17 protein-coding genes are annotated in these 15,638 nt (G+C 34.5%); 12 read left to right on the forward strand and 5 right to left on the reverse strand.

Annotated elements, in window-relative coordinates; genetic code table 11:
* Position 1: 1 nt before the first annotated feature.
* Both C6989_RS10155 and C6989_RS02650 read left to right on the forward strand, forming a co-directional pair.
* Positions 2 to 133, forward strand: a complete 132-nt coding sequence (locus tag C6989_RS10155) for a hypothetical protein (RefSeq protein WP_255464619.1) — start codon at positions 2 to 4, stop codon at positions 131 to 133.
* A 67-nt stretch (positions 134 to 200) separates the two neighbouring features.
* Positions 201 to 491, forward strand: coding sequence for an ATP synthase subunit C (locus tag C6989_RS02650; RefSeq protein ID WP_014964025.1), 291 nt, complete (start codon positions 201 to 203; stop codon positions 489 to 491).
* A gap of 35 nt (positions 492 to 526) precedes the next feature.
* On the opposite strand, the gene pyrI is transcribed toward C6989_RS02650, so the two are convergent.
* Complete coding sequence (pyrI, locus tag C6989_RS02655; RefSeq protein ID WP_148702559.1) at positions 527 to 988, reverse strand: aspartate carbamoyltransferase regulatory subunit; 462 nt, start codon at positions 986 to 988, stop codon at positions 527 to 529.
* 41 nt (positions 989 to 1,029) lie between these two features.
* Between pyrI and pyrB the strand changes: the two genes are divergently transcribed.
* From pyrB to C6989_RS02680, 5 genes are all read left to right on the forward strand, one after another.
* Positions 1,030 to 1,959 (forward strand): aspartate carbamoyltransferase, encoded by a 930-nt coding sequence (pyrB, locus tag C6989_RS02660; protein ID WP_182126270.1) that lies wholly within the window; start codon positions 1,030 to 1,032, stop codon positions 1,957 to 1,959.
* Positions 1,960 to 2,009: 50 nt separating this feature from the next.
* On the forward strand, positions 2,010 to 2,720 hold the full coding sequence (locus tag C6989_RS02665; RefSeq protein WP_182126271.1) for an LON peptidase substrate-binding domain-containing protein: 711 nt from the start codon (positions 2,010 to 2,012) through the stop codon (positions 2,718 to 2,720).
* A gap of 19 nt (positions 2,721 to 2,739) precedes the next feature.
* Positions 2,740 to 4,113: a PEFG-CTERM sorting domain-containing protein gene (locus C6989_RS02670; RefSeq protein WP_182126272.1), complete on the forward strand. Its 1,374-nt coding sequence runs from the start codon at positions 2,740 to 2,742 to the stop codon at positions 4,111 to 4,113.
* 109 nt (positions 4,114 to 4,222) lie between these two features.
* Positions 4,223 to 4,867 carry a hypothetical protein gene (locus C6989_RS02675; protein ID WP_182126273.1) on the forward strand — a complete coding sequence of 215 codons (645 nt, stop codon included), beginning with the start codon at positions 4,223 to 4,225 and terminating at the stop codon, positions 4,865 to 4,867.
* A 1-nt stretch (position 4,868) separates the two neighbouring features.
* Positions 4,869 to 5,531 (forward strand): hypothetical protein, encoded by a 663-nt coding sequence (locus C6989_RS02680; protein WP_182126274.1) that lies wholly within the window; start codon positions 4,869 to 4,871, stop codon positions 5,529 to 5,531.
* Positions 5,532 to 5,578: 47 nt separating this feature from the next.
* On the opposite strand, the gene C6989_RS02685 is transcribed toward C6989_RS02680, so the two are convergent.
* The gene (locus C6989_RS02685; RefSeq protein WP_148702599.1) at positions 5,579 to 5,962 is read right to left on the reverse strand and encodes a CopG family ribbon-helix-helix protein; all 384 of its coding nucleotides are present in this window, start codon (positions 5,960 to 5,962) and stop codon (positions 5,579 to 5,581) included.
* 92 nt (positions 5,963 to 6,054) lie between these two features.
* Here C6989_RS02685 and C6989_RS02690 point away from each other — a divergent pair, with 92 nt between their 5' ends.
* From C6989_RS02690 to C6989_RS02700, 3 genes are read left to right on the forward strand one after another with little or no spacing between them, the layout of a single operon-like run.
* Positions 6,055 to 6,975 (forward strand): metal ABC transporter substrate-binding protein, encoded by a 921-nt coding sequence (locus tag C6989_RS02690; protein WP_182126275.1) that lies wholly within the window; start codon positions 6,055 to 6,057, stop codon positions 6,973 to 6,975.
* On the forward strand, positions 6,969 to 7,691 hold the full coding sequence (locus C6989_RS02695; protein ID WP_182126276.1) for a metal ABC transporter ATP-binding protein: 723 nt from the start codon (positions 6,969 to 6,971) through the stop codon (positions 7,689 to 7,691). The genes C6989_RS02690 and C6989_RS02695 overlap by 7 nt, the downstream gene beginning before the upstream one ends.
* A gap of 32 nt (positions 7,692 to 7,723) precedes the next feature.
* Complete coding sequence (locus C6989_RS02700) at positions 7,724 to 8,512, forward strand: metal ABC transporter permease (RefSeq protein ID WP_182126584.1); 789 nt, start codon at positions 7,724 to 7,726, stop codon at positions 8,510 to 8,512.
* On the opposite strand, the gene C6989_RS02705 is transcribed toward C6989_RS02700, so the two are convergent.
* Entirely contained in the window at positions 8,502 to 11,285 is a 2,784-nt protein-coding gene (locus C6989_RS02705) for a copper resistance CopC/CopD family protein (protein ID WP_182126277.1), read from the reverse strand. The two genes, C6989_RS02700 and C6989_RS02705, sit on opposite strands and share 11 nt — an antisense overlap.
* 102 nt (positions 11,286 to 11,387) lie before the next feature.
* On the opposite strand from C6989_RS02705, the gene C6989_RS02710 reads away from it, so the two are divergent.
* A complete protein-coding gene (locus tag C6989_RS02710) occupies positions 11,388 to 12,017 on the forward strand; it encodes a hypothetical protein (protein WP_182126278.1) in 630 nt (209 codons plus the stop codon).
* Between the two features lie 13 nt (positions 12,018 to 12,030).
* Here the strand turns inward: C6989_RS02710 and C6989_RS02715 are convergent, their stop codons facing one another.
* Both C6989_RS02715 and C6989_RS02720 read right to left on the reverse strand, forming a co-directional pair.
* On the reverse strand, positions 12,031 to 12,915 hold the full coding sequence (locus tag C6989_RS02715) for a PEFG-CTERM sorting domain-containing protein (RefSeq protein WP_182126279.1): 885 nt from the start codon (positions 12,913 to 12,915) through the stop codon (positions 12,031 to 12,033).
* Positions 12,916 to 12,975: 60 nt separating this feature from the next.
* Positions 12,976 to 13,797 carry a CFI-box-CTERM domain-containing protein gene (locus tag C6989_RS02720; protein WP_182126280.1) on the reverse strand — a complete coding sequence of 274 codons (822 nt, stop codon included), beginning with the start codon at positions 13,795 to 13,797 and terminating at the stop codon, positions 12,976 to 12,978.
* Positions 13,798 to 13,906: 109 nt separating this feature from the next.
* Here C6989_RS02720 and C6989_RS02725 point away from each other — a divergent pair, with 109 nt between their 5' ends.
* On the forward strand, positions 13,907 to 15,610 hold the full coding sequence (locus C6989_RS02725; protein WP_182126281.1) for a peptidase: 1,704 nt from the start codon (positions 13,907 to 13,909) through the stop codon (positions 15,608 to 15,610).
* Positions 15,611 to 15,638: the final 28 nt, after the last annotated feature.

The raw sequence follows: 15,638 nt of genomic DNA on the forward strand, positions 1-15,638 counted from the left end.
AATGGCAAAAGAAGAAATTAAAAAACTAGTTGAAAATTCAAAGAAGACATTAGATGCAGATTATGATAATTTTGTAAAATCTGTTAATGATGATTTGACTTCTTTCAAAAAGAAAACTTTAGATCGAATTTGAGAAAATTATCCCAACATGATTTAAATATGGACCCAGTGGAGCCACATCGTAAATGAAAACTATCGTCATGTTACTTTTGGCAGCATCAGCAATTTCAATTCTAGGTTCAACTGGAGTTGCATTTGCAGCAGAAGATGGTGCATCTAGTGGCGACTCGATGAAACTCCTTGGTGCTGGTTTGGCCTTTGGTATTGCAGCAGGTGGAGCAGGCATTGGTCTTGGTCAAGTAGGTGCAGCAGGTCTTGCAGTCATTAGTGAAAACCCAGCTTTACAATCTAAGGTATTCATCTTCGTAGGTATGGTCGAATCAATCGCAATCTACGGTATAGTTATGATGTTTATCATCTTAGGACAATAGTCCTACTACACACATTTTTCAATTTTTAAAATTTTTTAATTATATTTTAGTTGGTTTACATCCAGTACTCTTGCACAATATCTGCACTTGAGAACAGTTCCTTCTTTGTCAATTACATCCATGATTGACTCTATGTGCTCAGTACTGTTTGTAATACAGTCTGGATTTGAGCATCGAAATATCTTATCAATCTCATTTGGTAGTGATACTCTTCTCTTCTCAACTAACTTGTAGTCCTTGATCATGTTGATGGTTGCCTTTGGTGCAATTACTGCAATCTTGTTGGTATCATCATCTTTTAGAAACTTGTTTTCTACTTTGATGATATCTTTTTTCTTAAACTTGCCACTTGGGACATTCAAGGCAATGGTGATTAAACTACCATCTTTACCGTCTATTCTCAATGCATTGAGCACTTGAAGACCCTTACCCTCATCTATATGGTCAATTACAGTGCCTTCTTTGATTCGTCGAACCATAAGTTCGGACTGTTCCATCAGAATACTTTGTATACCCACCTGTATATATCATTGAGAGCATGAACGAGTTCTACCAAAAAGACATAATCTCAATTAAGGACTTTGGCAAGGATCAACTCGAAAAAATCTTTGCATCTACTGATAAAATAATACATCTGAGTCCCTCTGATAGAAGAGAGATTTGCAAGGGAAAGACATTGGCATATTTATTCTATGAACCAAGTACTAGAACTCGTCTAAGTTTTGACTCTGCAATGGCATCAGTTGGTGGAAATTCTTTAGGAATATCTGATACAAATTCTTCATCAACCCAGAAAGGTGAAAGCCTAGCTGATACCGTTAGAATAATGTCGATTTACTCTGATGTACTGGTCTTACGACATACCCTTGATGGCTCTAGTAGATTTGCAGCTGAAGTTTCAGACAAACCTGTAATCAATGCTGGTAGTGGTACAGAAGAGCACCCAACTCAGGCAATTCAAGACTTGTTTACAATCAAAAAAGAAAAGAAAAAGATTGATGGACTAAAGATTGGAATTGTAGGTGACCTAAAGTATGGAAGAACAGTTTACTCTTTGCTATATGGACTTGGAAACTATGATGTTGATGTACACCTGATTTCTCCAGAATCATTAAGAATAAGATCTGATTCTACTTATGAAATCAAACAGAGATTAGACTATAAAGAATCTACAAACATTGAAGAGCACATAGATGAATTAGATGTTCTTTATGTTACAAGAATTCAAAAGGAGAGGTTCCCTGATGAAGAAGAATATCTCAAGGTAAAGGGAAGTTATGTTGTGGGATTAGATTTGCTAAAACAAATGAAAGAAGACAGTATAATTTTACATCCACTTCCAAGAATTGATGAAATCTCACCAGACATTGATAAGACAAAAAATGCAAAATACTTTGAGCAGGCCGAATATGGAAAACATACTCGTGCTGCTTTGTTAGGCTTGACATTAAATGAGAACGGTTTTTAATTTTTAGAACATCCGTATTCCATATATCTAGAGACGTTTCAATATGATTATTGACAGAAACTAAAACTATTCCGATATTTCCTCTTGATTTAGTCTTGTTTCCTAGACAAGAGTTGCCACTGCGAATATTTGAGCCTAGATACAAACAGTTAGTTGATGATTGCATGCTAGGCGATGGTCAGTTTGGTGTATGTCTAATTGATGAACAAAATTCTGTAAATGGCTGGAATGCTCCAAAGCAGATAGGAACAATTGCAAAAATCACAAAATGTGAAGATGTGGAAATTGATGGCTTACAACTGCACATTGAAACATTAGGACGAAATTCATTTAAAATTAAAAAAATTATTCCTCCAACAATTCCTCAACCTGAAAACTATGATCCACTCTCTGTTGAGGGTCATCAACAAATTTCTAAAATGCATGAAAAAATTGGAACTGAGGAAAAAATGTACATTCAAGCAGAAGTTGAAATGATTCCAGAAATCGATGAGAATATTTCTCTTGAACAGTGGGAGAAGCTTGTAGAGTTGTGGAAAAAGAAGATTGTAAAACAGGCATTGCCGCAGGTAGTTGAACCGCACTCACTTGATCATGTTTTAGAACAGTACTATCTTACAACTGATACACCTACTATTGATTACATTTACTCGCTTTCTGCACTTGGAGCAAAGGATCCCAATGAATTACAGCCAATTTTGGAGTCAACAACAATGGATGAATTGATTCAAAAGGTTGAAGAATTGCTGACAATAAAATAACCCTTAGGTAGAATTTGATATGATGTCACTTACAAAATTCGCAATCTTAGCATTAGCAGCATGTTTGCTATTTCCAGCCAACAGTGTTTACGGACATGGGTTGGGAATTGATACCATATCTTCAGTAAATGTTGCTGGCAAAAACATCTCAATATCAGTAGAGATGCCAATGTATTTTGAAAATGAACAAGAACAAATCACAATTACTGCAACAGAAACTAAAACAGGTGACCCTGCAAAAAATGTCACATTTCTCATTGGATTGTTTCACAGTAATGAAATGATTTTTAGAAATTACTTTTTTACAGAAAATGGTGTTTTACCAATTAAGATTGCATCGCAACCAGAACTTGATGATTTTGTAATTAATGGAGAACAAGATTCACTTCTTGGAGCATATCATGGAACAGAATCATCTCCAATTGAAATCGTTGGTCCAATTTTTGATTCAGGTGGATTATACACTTTTGAAATTGAAGTTAGAACTATTGATGAGCCCACTAACATCATAGAAAACTCTGGTGTGCATCGCGCTGATTTGAGTATTATTGAGACTAGTTCTCATCCTCAAAAAGATGCTGAAGGAAATGATGTGGAGTTTCGTCTAAAATCATATTTTGATCAAATCTCAAATTTTGAGTATGATCCTGTGGCCAAACAAGTAACATTTGAGATGCCTTTTGACTGGAGTGAAAGTCACATGTCTCATGTTTCAGTTGTACATGAAGAGGTACATTTTCCAAAAGATTTTGTTGAATTTTTGGCTCCAAGCTATTCAGGATATGCAAATGGAATAGAATTATTCAAATCTTCAGTATCTGTTGATGACTATACTGAAGATCATGAAAGAATAGTTCATTTTGTTTTGTTACAGGATCATCTGAGATTTTTAAAAAATGAAATGAGAAAATCTGATGAACCGCTACCTGACAACATTGTATTTACTCTATCAACTAGTGACAAACCTGCTTTTCCATTAGAAGCGTATACAAAAAGTGAAGATTTCAAAGTTAATTTGTCATGGGATCCTGCAAATCTTGAACCAGGTGTTGATACTAATTTTGTTTTTACTATTAGAGATGGTAGAACAAATGATCCTCTTAGAAATTCTGATTACACATTTGTAATAATTCAAAGTGGAGAAGAGATTCATCGCGTATCAGGAACAGCACAAGTTGGTGGCGAATTTGAAAAATATACATTTGCAGAAGACCAAACAGGTCCTACAATAATTAAATTTGAAAACATAAGAAACACAGGTCAGGAAACTGAATTTGGTATGGTAGTTGCACCAGAATTTGGTACCATTGTAATGTTAATTCTTGGAATTTCTCTGGTTGGAGTAGTTGCTCTTAGTCGAAAGTATACAACATTTTCTATTCATGGAGTATGATTTTTCCTTAAAATTAATTCCAAGTTTGTAGAACTATATTCGAAGTTAAACCAGTACAAATCACTAATGTACCAATTTTATTTTTAATATGATTACACAATCATACTCAATGACTTTTCTAACACAGAATAGAACATCTATGATCGTAGGTACTGCAATCCTTACTATTGCATTATCATTTGGCGGTTATTCATTTGCAAGTCACAGCTTTGAAGCTGGTGTGTCAGGTGATAATATTCCTGATAACACACACATCACATTGAATGGTATCACATTGGGACCTGGTGAGGTTATGCCTTTGTACGATGCAAGTCCAAATTATGTATCAGGCCATTTCTTATTGACTGATGAATGTGTACCTGTAGATGATGATACAAATGCACCAAGAGTTGCAGTAATTGCTGGACACATTGATGAACACAACAGCGCAACACACATTGAACCAATGCCGTTATTCTACATTGATCTAGTCTCCAATGGAGACAATAGATGTGTATGGCATGCTCATATTCCAGATCCACTTAATGGTGGAGCACCAAGAGTTACCGATATAGCAATAGCTAATCTAGGAGACTCTGATGTTACATTCTCTGGACAACATATTGTTGATATCAATATACAAAGCGTACTAGGAAACATTGGTGACAATCCATATACGGATGGTCCATATGTTGACTTGAGTGCTAACACAATCTATGATCTAAATGATGACGAACATGACAACGATGGATTAGGACATGGAGGCCATGAATAAAATGTTCTCAAAGAATATTTCAATGTTTATGATTGCTTCTGTTGCAACAGTAATGTTGCTTTCAGTTGCTTCATCTGAGCAAGCCTTTGCACATGGTGGACAGATAATTTCATTTACTTTGCCAAATGGAGAACATCGTTTGATTACTGTTATCATGGGACACAACAATGAACCAACAAGAGCACAAGAATCAGGCAAATGGTCTGGTGAGCATCCAATGGAGTTATTCATCAGTGACACCAGAACTGAATTGAATCTTGGAGAAGCTGATTTGAAAGTTGACAAATTCTATTACAAGAATGACAAACAATTCCTCAAAGCAGTAGAAAAAGGTTTTGAGCCTTTAGAAACTGATGTTGAAGTTAGTGGTGTGCATGGTGATCCAGGACATTACTTTGCTAGGCAAATTCTAGCTCAACCTGGAATTTACGGCTATCATGTAACTGGAACTGTTGACTACTTTGGTGTAAAAGATGTTCCTGTAGATGTAAAAGCAGTTTGTCGTGATGCTCCACTTGTTAAAGTAGGTGAAGATGAAAATGGAGATCCTATCATGGAACAACCATTCAACAATCCTTCATGGTTTGGAGGCTTTGGTTGCACTGCTGACATTGATGATAGCAAATTCCCAGGAAAAAAAGTTAAGCACGATAAAGATGATTAACTGATTATTCCAACATTTTTTCTTTTTTATTCACTAATCTGAATATTTTATATTGCAACAAGTCTAACAGTATCCATGTTTTTGTTTGTCTGAAAATCTTTTGTCATGGTAGAAACTTTTTCAGCATCTCCATCAATTACAAAAAGCTCCATACATTTTTCTTTGTCAATTTTACTGTGGAGATGCGTTGTTATCAAGTCTTCAAAGTTATGAGTAATTCCTGATACAACATGATCAAACTCATCATTGTGTACTACCAAAAGAATTGCATGAATGTTTCCTGACAAATCTGACTTTTGTTTTTCTTCAGAAACAAATGCTCTGATTCCTGCCCTGATTGCCTCAGACCTACCTGAGAATCCCATACTTGATTGTAATTTGTCTAATTCAGATAGAATTTCATCATTTAATGAAATTGAAACTATTGGCATACGCCTGATGTTATTAATTATCTTATAAGTTTAGCAATTAATCTTATTAAGATTTTATAGATTTATTAATAAAATTTCAATGAACTGCTTGTGTGAACACACAGACCAAGATGGCAATAATTGCAATATCTATAGTGATTCCAATAAGCTCACTTATTGTTTATGGAACAAACCCAAATCTAGAGCCAACAACTTCTGATAATTCAAAACTGCAAGTTATATCATCCTTTAATCCGTTACACGAATTTGCACAAAATATTGGAAAAGACAAAGTTGATGCAACATTACTTGTCCCAATTGGAGTTGAACCTCATGATTGGGAACCAACAATTAAAGATGTACAAAAAATGCAAGCATCTGATCTTATAATTATTAATGGAATTGGTTTTGAGAATTGGGTTGACAAACTTGGAGAAAATAACTATCAAGGAACTATAGTTGATACAAGCGATGGCATCATAGTAAAAGATTCTGAAAAAGATAATCATGAGGATGAACATGATCATGAATCCGGAGATCCTCATATTTGGTTAAATCCAGTTTATGCAAAAACCCAAGTTCAAAACATTGCAGATGCATTTTCGAAACACGATCCTCAAAATCAACAATACTATCAATCAAATGCAAAATCATACATTGAAGAATTAGATTTATTGGATTTACAAATTCGAAATGAATTATCTAACTGTAATTCTGATTTTGTTGCATTTCATGATGCTTTTTCCTATTTTGCTGAAGAATATGATTTACATCAACATACAATAATCTCATCAAATGATCCACATGGAGAAGTTACTGCTAAAACATTAGAAAATGTAATCACAACTGCCAAAGAACTTGACATTAAAATAATTTTTAGCGAAGATACTGTTGATAGTAAAACTTCACAGGTTATTGCAAATGAAATTGGTGGAAAAGTTTTGGTTTTATCTCCACTAGAGGTTGCATCTGATGGTACATACATTCAAAAAATGATTGAAAATCTTGAGAATCTAAAGGAGGCATTATGTTGAAGGCAGTTGAAATTAGTAACCTAACAGTTCATTATCCTGATGTAAAGGCTCTTGATGATGTGAGTTTTGTGGTAAATGAGGGTGATTTTTTAGGCATAATTGGTCCAAACGGTGCTGGAAAATCTACTCTTTTTGATTGCATGCTTGGACTTAATACAAAATACAAAGGAACAATCAAATTTTTTGATGAAGACATTCGAAAATCAAAAAATTATCTTAAAGATATTGGATACGTTCCTCAAAAACCAATTTTTGAAAAAAACTTTCCTGCTATTGTAAATGATGTAGTTAGGATGGGATTGAGAAAGGAATCTGATGAAAATAAAATTAATGAAATTCTGCAACAATTATGGATTCATGAACTCCAAAATAGAAGAATAGGTGAATTATCTGGTGGACAATTACAGCGAGTCTTTATTGCAAAGGCTCTGGTAAATAATCCTAAAGTTTTGATTTTAGATGAACCAGTAACAGGAATTGATCAGCAAAGCATAGAATTGTTCTATAGTATTTTGCGTGAATTAAATTCTAAACAAAAAATTACAATTATTTGGTCATCTCATGATCTGGATGCAGTAAATCAATTAGCAAATCATGTTGCTTGTCTGAATAGAACTCTATTTTTCCATGGGGAATCTGAAAAATTCTTTTCTGATGATGAACTTGTAAAACAATACTCTGAGGCATCGATGCAGGAGCATATGCATCATCATTAATCATGTCTTTTGAAATTCTAACTTACAGTTTTATGCATAGAGCACTAATCTCTGGAATTTCTATTGCAATTCTTTGCTCTGTTGTAGGATTGTTTTTGGTTCTTAGACGATATTCTTTGTTTGGTGATGCAATAGCACATTCATCTTTTGGTGGAATTGCACTAGGTCTTTTGGCAGGAGTTTATCCATTATGGACTGCTTATGGCGTATCAATAATTAGTGCATTAATCATTACAAGAATCAAAGATAGATTCAATATTTCTGGAGATGCTTCAATTGCAGTACTTTTATCCTCAGGTATAGCAGTTGGGCTTGTAATTATTGGATTATCCGGTGGATTTACCATTGATATCTTTAGCTTTCTCTTTGGAAGTATTCTTCTAGTTAGTGTTGATGATACTGTATTGATACTGGGTCTTACTGGCGCAATTCTGATTGTGATACTGGTATTGTTTAGACAGATTCTCTATTCTACATTCAATGAGGAGCAAGCTAAAGTTAGCGGCATTCATGTAGAAAAAATAAACTATCTCATAGTCTTTATGGCAGGAATTACAGTTGTTACATCAATTCAACTGGTTGGTGTTCTACTAATTTCAGCTCTGTTTGTGATTCCAAATGTTTCAGCAATAATGTATGGTAAAGGATTCAAACACACTGCAATTATTTCTATGAGCTTTTCAATTTTTTCAGTTGTAACTGGAATCTTAATTTCTTACATCTTTGATATTACTCCTGCAGGAACAATTGTTTTAATTTCAATTGGATTACTTGCAGGAACAATGGGAATAAAATCTGCTGGTCTACTTTCTAAGAACTGATTAAACCATTTAATCTTCTTTTATCATGAATACTCTTTACGTAAAATAAAGATGTAGCAATAATTCCTAATGCAATTAATGGTGATGCAAGTTCTGTATACTTTAACTCAAATTTATCTAATGATTGTACTTGAGAAGAAATAACAGGAATTTCAGTCATCTTTACTGTTCCAATTTTGTTTGCTTGTTGTTCAACAAACCAAACATTGTCCTCTCCATCTGATGTCATAAACTGTACAAAGGATGTCTCAGAAGGAACAGGAACTTCAATCAGATTATTATTGTCAGGATCATATGCTCCGATATTATCTATGGTGTGTTGTGCAAACCAAATGTTTCCGTATCTATCAAACGTCATTCCAAATGGTAATGCCTCATCATTAGGCACAGAAATTCTCTCAAATGTCTCAAAGATTAGATTAAATTTTGTAATTGCCAGACCTGTATGCTCTGCAATCCAGAGATTTCCCTCATCATCAAACAGTAAGGCTTCAGGTCCTTGTAGTGGTGGTTCACTTGAAAATTGAGTTATGTGATTATCTTTCGGATCAATATATCCAATATTGCCTGTACCAGTTGTAGTAAACCAAATTTTTCCCTCTTCGTCAATTTCTAATGCAAATGGTAAATTCTCTTTTCCTGGCAAAACAATTTCTTCAAATTTATCGTCTTCAGGTATGTATTTTACAATTCTATCCTTATTGACAATTGTAATCCAAAGATTTCCTTCAAAATCTGCTTTTATGAAAAGAGGTGCATTGTCTGAAATAACAGGATCAAATTTTGGAATTGTTTTTGTTGTAATCTCTTTTGTTTGGGGATCTATGAATCCAATTTGGTTTCTTGGAGTATCTGTAAACCAAATTTTACCATCTCTATCTTGAGTTAGAAATGTTGTAGTTGTTCCATCAAATGAATATGGTGTGAATTCTTGTGTTTCAAGTGAAAACTCCCATAAACGTGGAGCTGATGCATCACTTATCCAAATTGAATCACTCCCATCATATATTGGGAATAATGGTTTAGCGTCATCTGGTAATTCATATTCAATAATCTGTGTTTGAATATCTGTTAGTCTTGGTTTTACTATTAAATTCAAAAGCTTTGATTCATTAGCATTTTCAGTTCTTAATGCTTCAATTTCAACTAACCATTCGCCTGAAAATCCAAATGTTATTTCCCCCTGGAACTCTATTGGTCTATTTTCTTCCTGTTTGATTATTTCCATTGGTACTTCAATTGGTGAAATATTCTTTGATGGATTTGATACCTTTACTTTAATTTGGTCTGAATCATGTAGTGGATTTGCCTCAAAGTCACTAACCTTGACTAGAATTGTGTTTGCACCACTTGAGAATGGTGAAATATCAATATCGAATTTTGTATTCTCTGTAAATTCTACAGTTTTAAAATCATATACAACTTCTTGTGCATCAACCTTTTGAATTTCACCTGCTGGTAATGTTCCATTAGCTAGTAGTGCAACTACTCCAAGAAGTATGATTCCTAATACTGCATCAACTTTGAGTGATCTCTTTAGTTTTTTATGAACTGAAATCTTTCCCGATGAAAGATTTTTTTCTGCATTCTTTTGTATTTTAAATTGGAAGAACCCTCCCAACCCTACCATAATTGCTGCAATAGCTATTTTGAGTATTATCAATTGACCATAGATTGATTCAGTAATTAATCCAATGTCGCTTTCTAAGAACCACATCAATGTTGGTCCTGTAATTATAACAACTCCTACTGCAATAATGAATGCAATGGAGAATCTTGGAATAAGTACTAGACTCATCTTCTCTCTAGTTGACTCTTTTAATTGTGAAACTGCTGGAAGTAACGTGAACACAAAATAAAATATTCCACCTATCCAAACTGCTGCAACCAAATTGTGTATGTAGTCTAATACAACTGCAGGCGTTTCTCCACTAGCTGCTCCGTGTCCTATTAGACTTGTTGTGGCAATTAATACAAGTGACGCTGCTAACATCCCAATTTGATTTTTCTTTGTTAGTACTTTTTTTCTGTCTAATCCAAACCATATTCCTAATAGAATAATTGTAATTATCATTCTGATTAGCCATATGTTTCCAAAGTCAGTTTGAATTGCATCAATTGGAGAAACCCCTAGTCTTACACTTTGAACTGCAATCATCAAAATATCTGAAATAAAGACTAGTACAAGCCCAATTCCTGTAACTGACATAAATTTTCCATGATGAAGGTTTTCAATTTTTTCTAATTCTTCTCTGATCATCTGCTTGTTTTGTGTTCCCCAAATTATCATGGATGCAATAACTGCTCCCAAAACAATTGTTTGACCTACCAATCCTGGAAATCTTGCACCTGCTTCAGGCAAAAACACTAGCTCTGATGGTCGTTTCACATCTAACAAAGATGGATCAATTACAACATTTCCAACTGCAAACAAGAATGCACCAGGTACAAGATGTCCATCTACTTTAGAGAGAACTTTAGTTGATACAGTGTAAATTCCATCTTCTAATGGTGGTGTTGTAACAATAAGAGATAATTCCCCTTCGTAGTAAATAGTGTCTTTGTTATCTATCTGATTTCCATTTGTATCAAATACTTTGAGCTCACTAAAGTTAATGTCAATTGGTTCTGAAAAATACACAATTACTTTTGTTGTACCAACTGGTGCATTAGATGATAAATTTGGAATAGTTTCTTCAGTAAATGGATGCGCTGCAACATATGGAACTGAAAAAAATGATATTATCAGCAAGGCAATGAGAAATTTTTGCATTTACTCTTCAGATCATCTTTGATAATTTAAACAGTTTTTCTGAATTCGATTTTTGTACCAATTCACGTAAAGATAATAACGTGTAATTGTAAAATTATAGTAATGAAAATCGTAGTTTTTGGCATTATTGGTTTATTGTTTTCAATTGGAATGATTGCACCCTCATTTGCACACACAACTGTTCATGTTGAGCAATATGAAATTGAAGCAGGTTGGGGAATTGAGCCTCCAGTTGTAGGTATCCGAAATGATTTAGTTCTAAAAGTTATTGAACGTGGAGAAAATGAAGGCACATTTACAGGCATTACTAGTGCTTTCAAAAGTGTCGATGCAACTATAATGTTTGGTGGTGCGACAAAGAAAATTGATATAAACTCTGATCCTAAACCTGGATATTATTTTTCACCAATAATTCCAACTAAAACAGGAACTTACATGGTAGAACTAAAAGGCGAAATCCGTGGAACTCCTATTGATATTAAGATTCCAATTGAGGATGTAGAGCCTACGGCTGTATTAGATTTTCCACCTTCTATTGGTGAAGGAGCTACAGATGTCGCTTCAATGAAAAAAGCAATTTCATCATTACAACAAGATGTTTCTAAACTAAAGTCTGGTGAAACTGAAGTTGCATCTGATGGTGGAGCAGCTTATGACTTTGCAATATTTGGATTATCAATTGCTAGTGCAGCTATAATATTGGCGATAATTACCTTAGTAAAAAGAAAATAAAGAAAGAGGATTCCTAAAATCTTGGAATAACTCTAGATTTTGCAGTTACAGCTACGATGCTTATGATTGCAACAGCTAGTATCATCATTGCAATTGTTCCAAATTCTGGGACAACGTTTGTGAATACTACTTTTTCACCGATTGGTCCTGTTTTAGGATCATCAACACCATAACCTTGGAAGGTAATTGTGATGTCAACTGGATCAGAAGAACTTAGTGGTGCTGTTGTGTGCATTCCTGAGCCCTCATGATGATGTGCTCCCATATCATCTAGTACTGTTTCTCCATTTTGTGTAACAGTTATGTCATGGTTGACATGTTCTGAATCTTCAAATTCTACATGAATTTCCATCATTTCACCTGCCATTGGTTCAGTAGTCCAGACTGAAACTTTTGTTCCATCAGACATCATACCTGTTGCAGATGCTTCTGTCATCAAATGACCTCCTTCATCCATGTGATCATCTCCGTGTTCGTCACCATGATCATCTTCAGCAGCTCCTACTTCTTGTACTATGATTGTTCCAACCATCCATGGGTGAACCATACAGAAGTAAGGATATTCACCTACAGTTGTTGGATTCCATTCAAATGAACTTCCTGCCATCAATAGACTAGTGTCAAAGACACCATCTGGTCCATCATCTGGAGTTCCGGAAGTGTATGTATGTGCTGCAGTATCAGTGTTTGACATTATTACAACGCCACCAACATCAACTGTTGCAGTACTTGGAATGTAACATCCCTCTGTGGTTTCTTCACAACCTGGTGCACCAGAACCTGCTGCTGGTACAATTGTGACTTCTGAATGATCTGCAAAAGCAGCTGGTGTTGTTGCAACTAATCCAGCTACCATGGCAAATAGTACGAAGAAAGAGCAAATTGCTATAGTCTTCATTAACCAGTTTACCTGTCCAGATACATAAAAACCTCACTAGAATTTTCAGAAGTTGAATCTCTAGTTTTTTCTAAATTGGTACAATTTTAGAATTCCTAATACAGGGATTCCTATGTACATTCCAAGATTTAGTAGTACTATGGAGATACCATACCCTAACATCTCTTGCTCTGAATCAATATCTACATAATTTAACAGTGATAATGATGATAGCATTGGAGTGAGTGTTACCCTCATAATTTCTTTGAATAGTGGTTGTTCTCTTTCAAAGTCTGCAATAACTGGTGAGAATGAATAATAGAATTGATTAAAAGTTGTCATAAATGCAATTCCTGAACTTGTTTTTAGAACTGTATTGTCTCTAAGCTCTCTTAGTTGTTGAACTTGTGGTGCAAGCTCTGAACCAAATGTTGCTGTTGCAATAAGACATCCACCATCTTCTCCATCTGGTTTTTCATCATCAGGTGTTGGAATTGGTTGTGCATTTGCCTCACCTACTTGAATATCAAAAGATACTGTTTCTTTTGGAATTGGTTGGAATAATATTCCTTCAACTTCAAAGTCCATAGAGTATATTCCTTCACCAAGATTGAACTCTATTGGAATTTTTACAGAGCCAACAGATGTATGTGTGAGTGGAATTGGTCCAAATACTGTTTCACCATCTTTTGATACAGCTACAGTATAGTCAATATGCTCTTGAACTTTTTGAGTTTGTGGATTGATAAAATCTATGTTAATCTTGGTTTGTTCACCAGGTTCAATTTTATCATATGTTAATTTAACATCCAAAGTATTCTTATCAGTTGGTAATGTCTGAGTTTCAGCAAAAGCTGGAAATATCATTAATGGTACAAATAATAATGCAAAAATAACTTTCATACTTTATTTCTAAAAATGATAAATAAAAATCGTACTACAAATTCTCAAAAAATATCACGCATAGAAATGCTATGCCAGCTTTAAATATGGAATTAACATAATTTTGTTATTGTACAATAAGTTTGCATTATTTATTACAATAATTGGAATTTTTACAATACCTGCATTAATCCCTGATGTATCTGGACATGGTTTGGGTGGAGATCAAGCTCCTCCTATATCCTTTGGTGGTATGGAAGTAACTGTTAGAACAGAACTAACTCCATCTGACATCACTGTGGGGGAATTGAAATCAGCTAACATGCAAATAAGATTCTTTGATACATTAACTGACACTAATCTAGATAAAGTCACCTATAGAGTTGAAGTTTGGCATAGTGGTGAACTTTTGGCTAGAAACTTATTTTATGATTTAGATGGAAGATTAGATGTTAAACTAACACCAAAAGCTGATTGTAATAAAGACAATCTGCATCAATGTACTGTATATTATGGTTCAGAACATGTTAGTGCTCCTGGTGCTCTATTTGTACAGGGTGCGGAATGTAATGATGACAATTTGGATGTGTGTGCAAGACCTGGTATTACAGGTCCAATCTTCTTAGAGGGTGGATTGTATCAGATTCGAGTAGATATCGAAGCTGCTACTAGCCCTAAAACTGTATTGGCAAATTTGTTAAGCTATGAAACTTTTGTTAGCGTTGCACAAGATCAAAACTTTATGATCCAAACTGCAAATGCCGAAGTACCTGTTGTTATCAAAACATACTATGATGAGGTTGATAACTTCAAATTTGATCAATCAGACAATTCAATTTCATTTGATATGCCATTTGATTGGAGTCCCGATTATGTTGATTTAGTTCAAGTAGTTCATGAAGAAGTTAGGGTTCCAAAGACATTTGCCCCATATGCAGAAGGTAAACAATTCAAGGGATATGTCAATGGTATAGAAATTGATCAGAGAGCATTACTAAATGATCCGTATTCCTATGATGATACTAACATTGTTCATTTTCTAATTACTAATCAAGAATTAAAAAAAATTAACGAAACACTAGGTGAATCCAACTATGATAATCCTAAAATGGATTTGAAACTTGTTCCACTTAGTGCAGTAGAAAAACAATCAACTGAATTTTATCTAGTAGACACTACAAACTATGAACCTGTCCCAACAACTGTGAATATTTCATGGGATGGAAATTATGGTGCAGGTGATGAAATTCCATTTGAGATTACATTCTTTGATGAATATAGAGAACTTATTCGTGATATGCGATATGTGATATCTTTTATTGATGAAAATGACAAAGTCTTAGAGACATTCATGGGTAATGATCCTCAAATGCCTGGAATCGTCGCCACTGAGGGAATCGATGTAAAGAAAATCTATGTCCCATCTCAAGGTGTTTACAGAATTGATATTAGAGCATTAGGTACTGGGTTAGCTTATGATGAAACCTATGCTGGGATTGGTTCAGGAATAATTGAATTAGGCCCAAGTCTTGCAAAAACATTACCTGACACAAAACCAACTGCAATTCCTAATTGGATAAAAAATAATGCAGAGTGGTGGGCTGCAGGACAAATAGATGATGGTTCATTTGTTCAGGGAATCCAATATTTAGTTAAAGAAGATATTCTAAAGATTCCACCGACATCCCAAGGTCAGGGAACCAGTTCTAATGAAATTCCTGCATGGATTAAAAATAATGCAGGCTGGTGGGCAGAAGGCGCAATTGATGATGATTCTTTCATTCAAGGAATTCAATTCCTGATTAAAGAAGGAATCATGAGAGTTCAATCATAGGTTTTTAAATAAATTTAGTCAAGTGATA

The sequence above is a fragment of the Nitrosopumilus sp. b2 genome (assembly GCF_014078535.1).
Taxonomy (GTDB): Archaea; Thermoproteota; Nitrososphaeria; order Nitrososphaerales; family Nitrosopumilaceae; genus Nitrosopumilus; species Nitrosopumilus piranensis.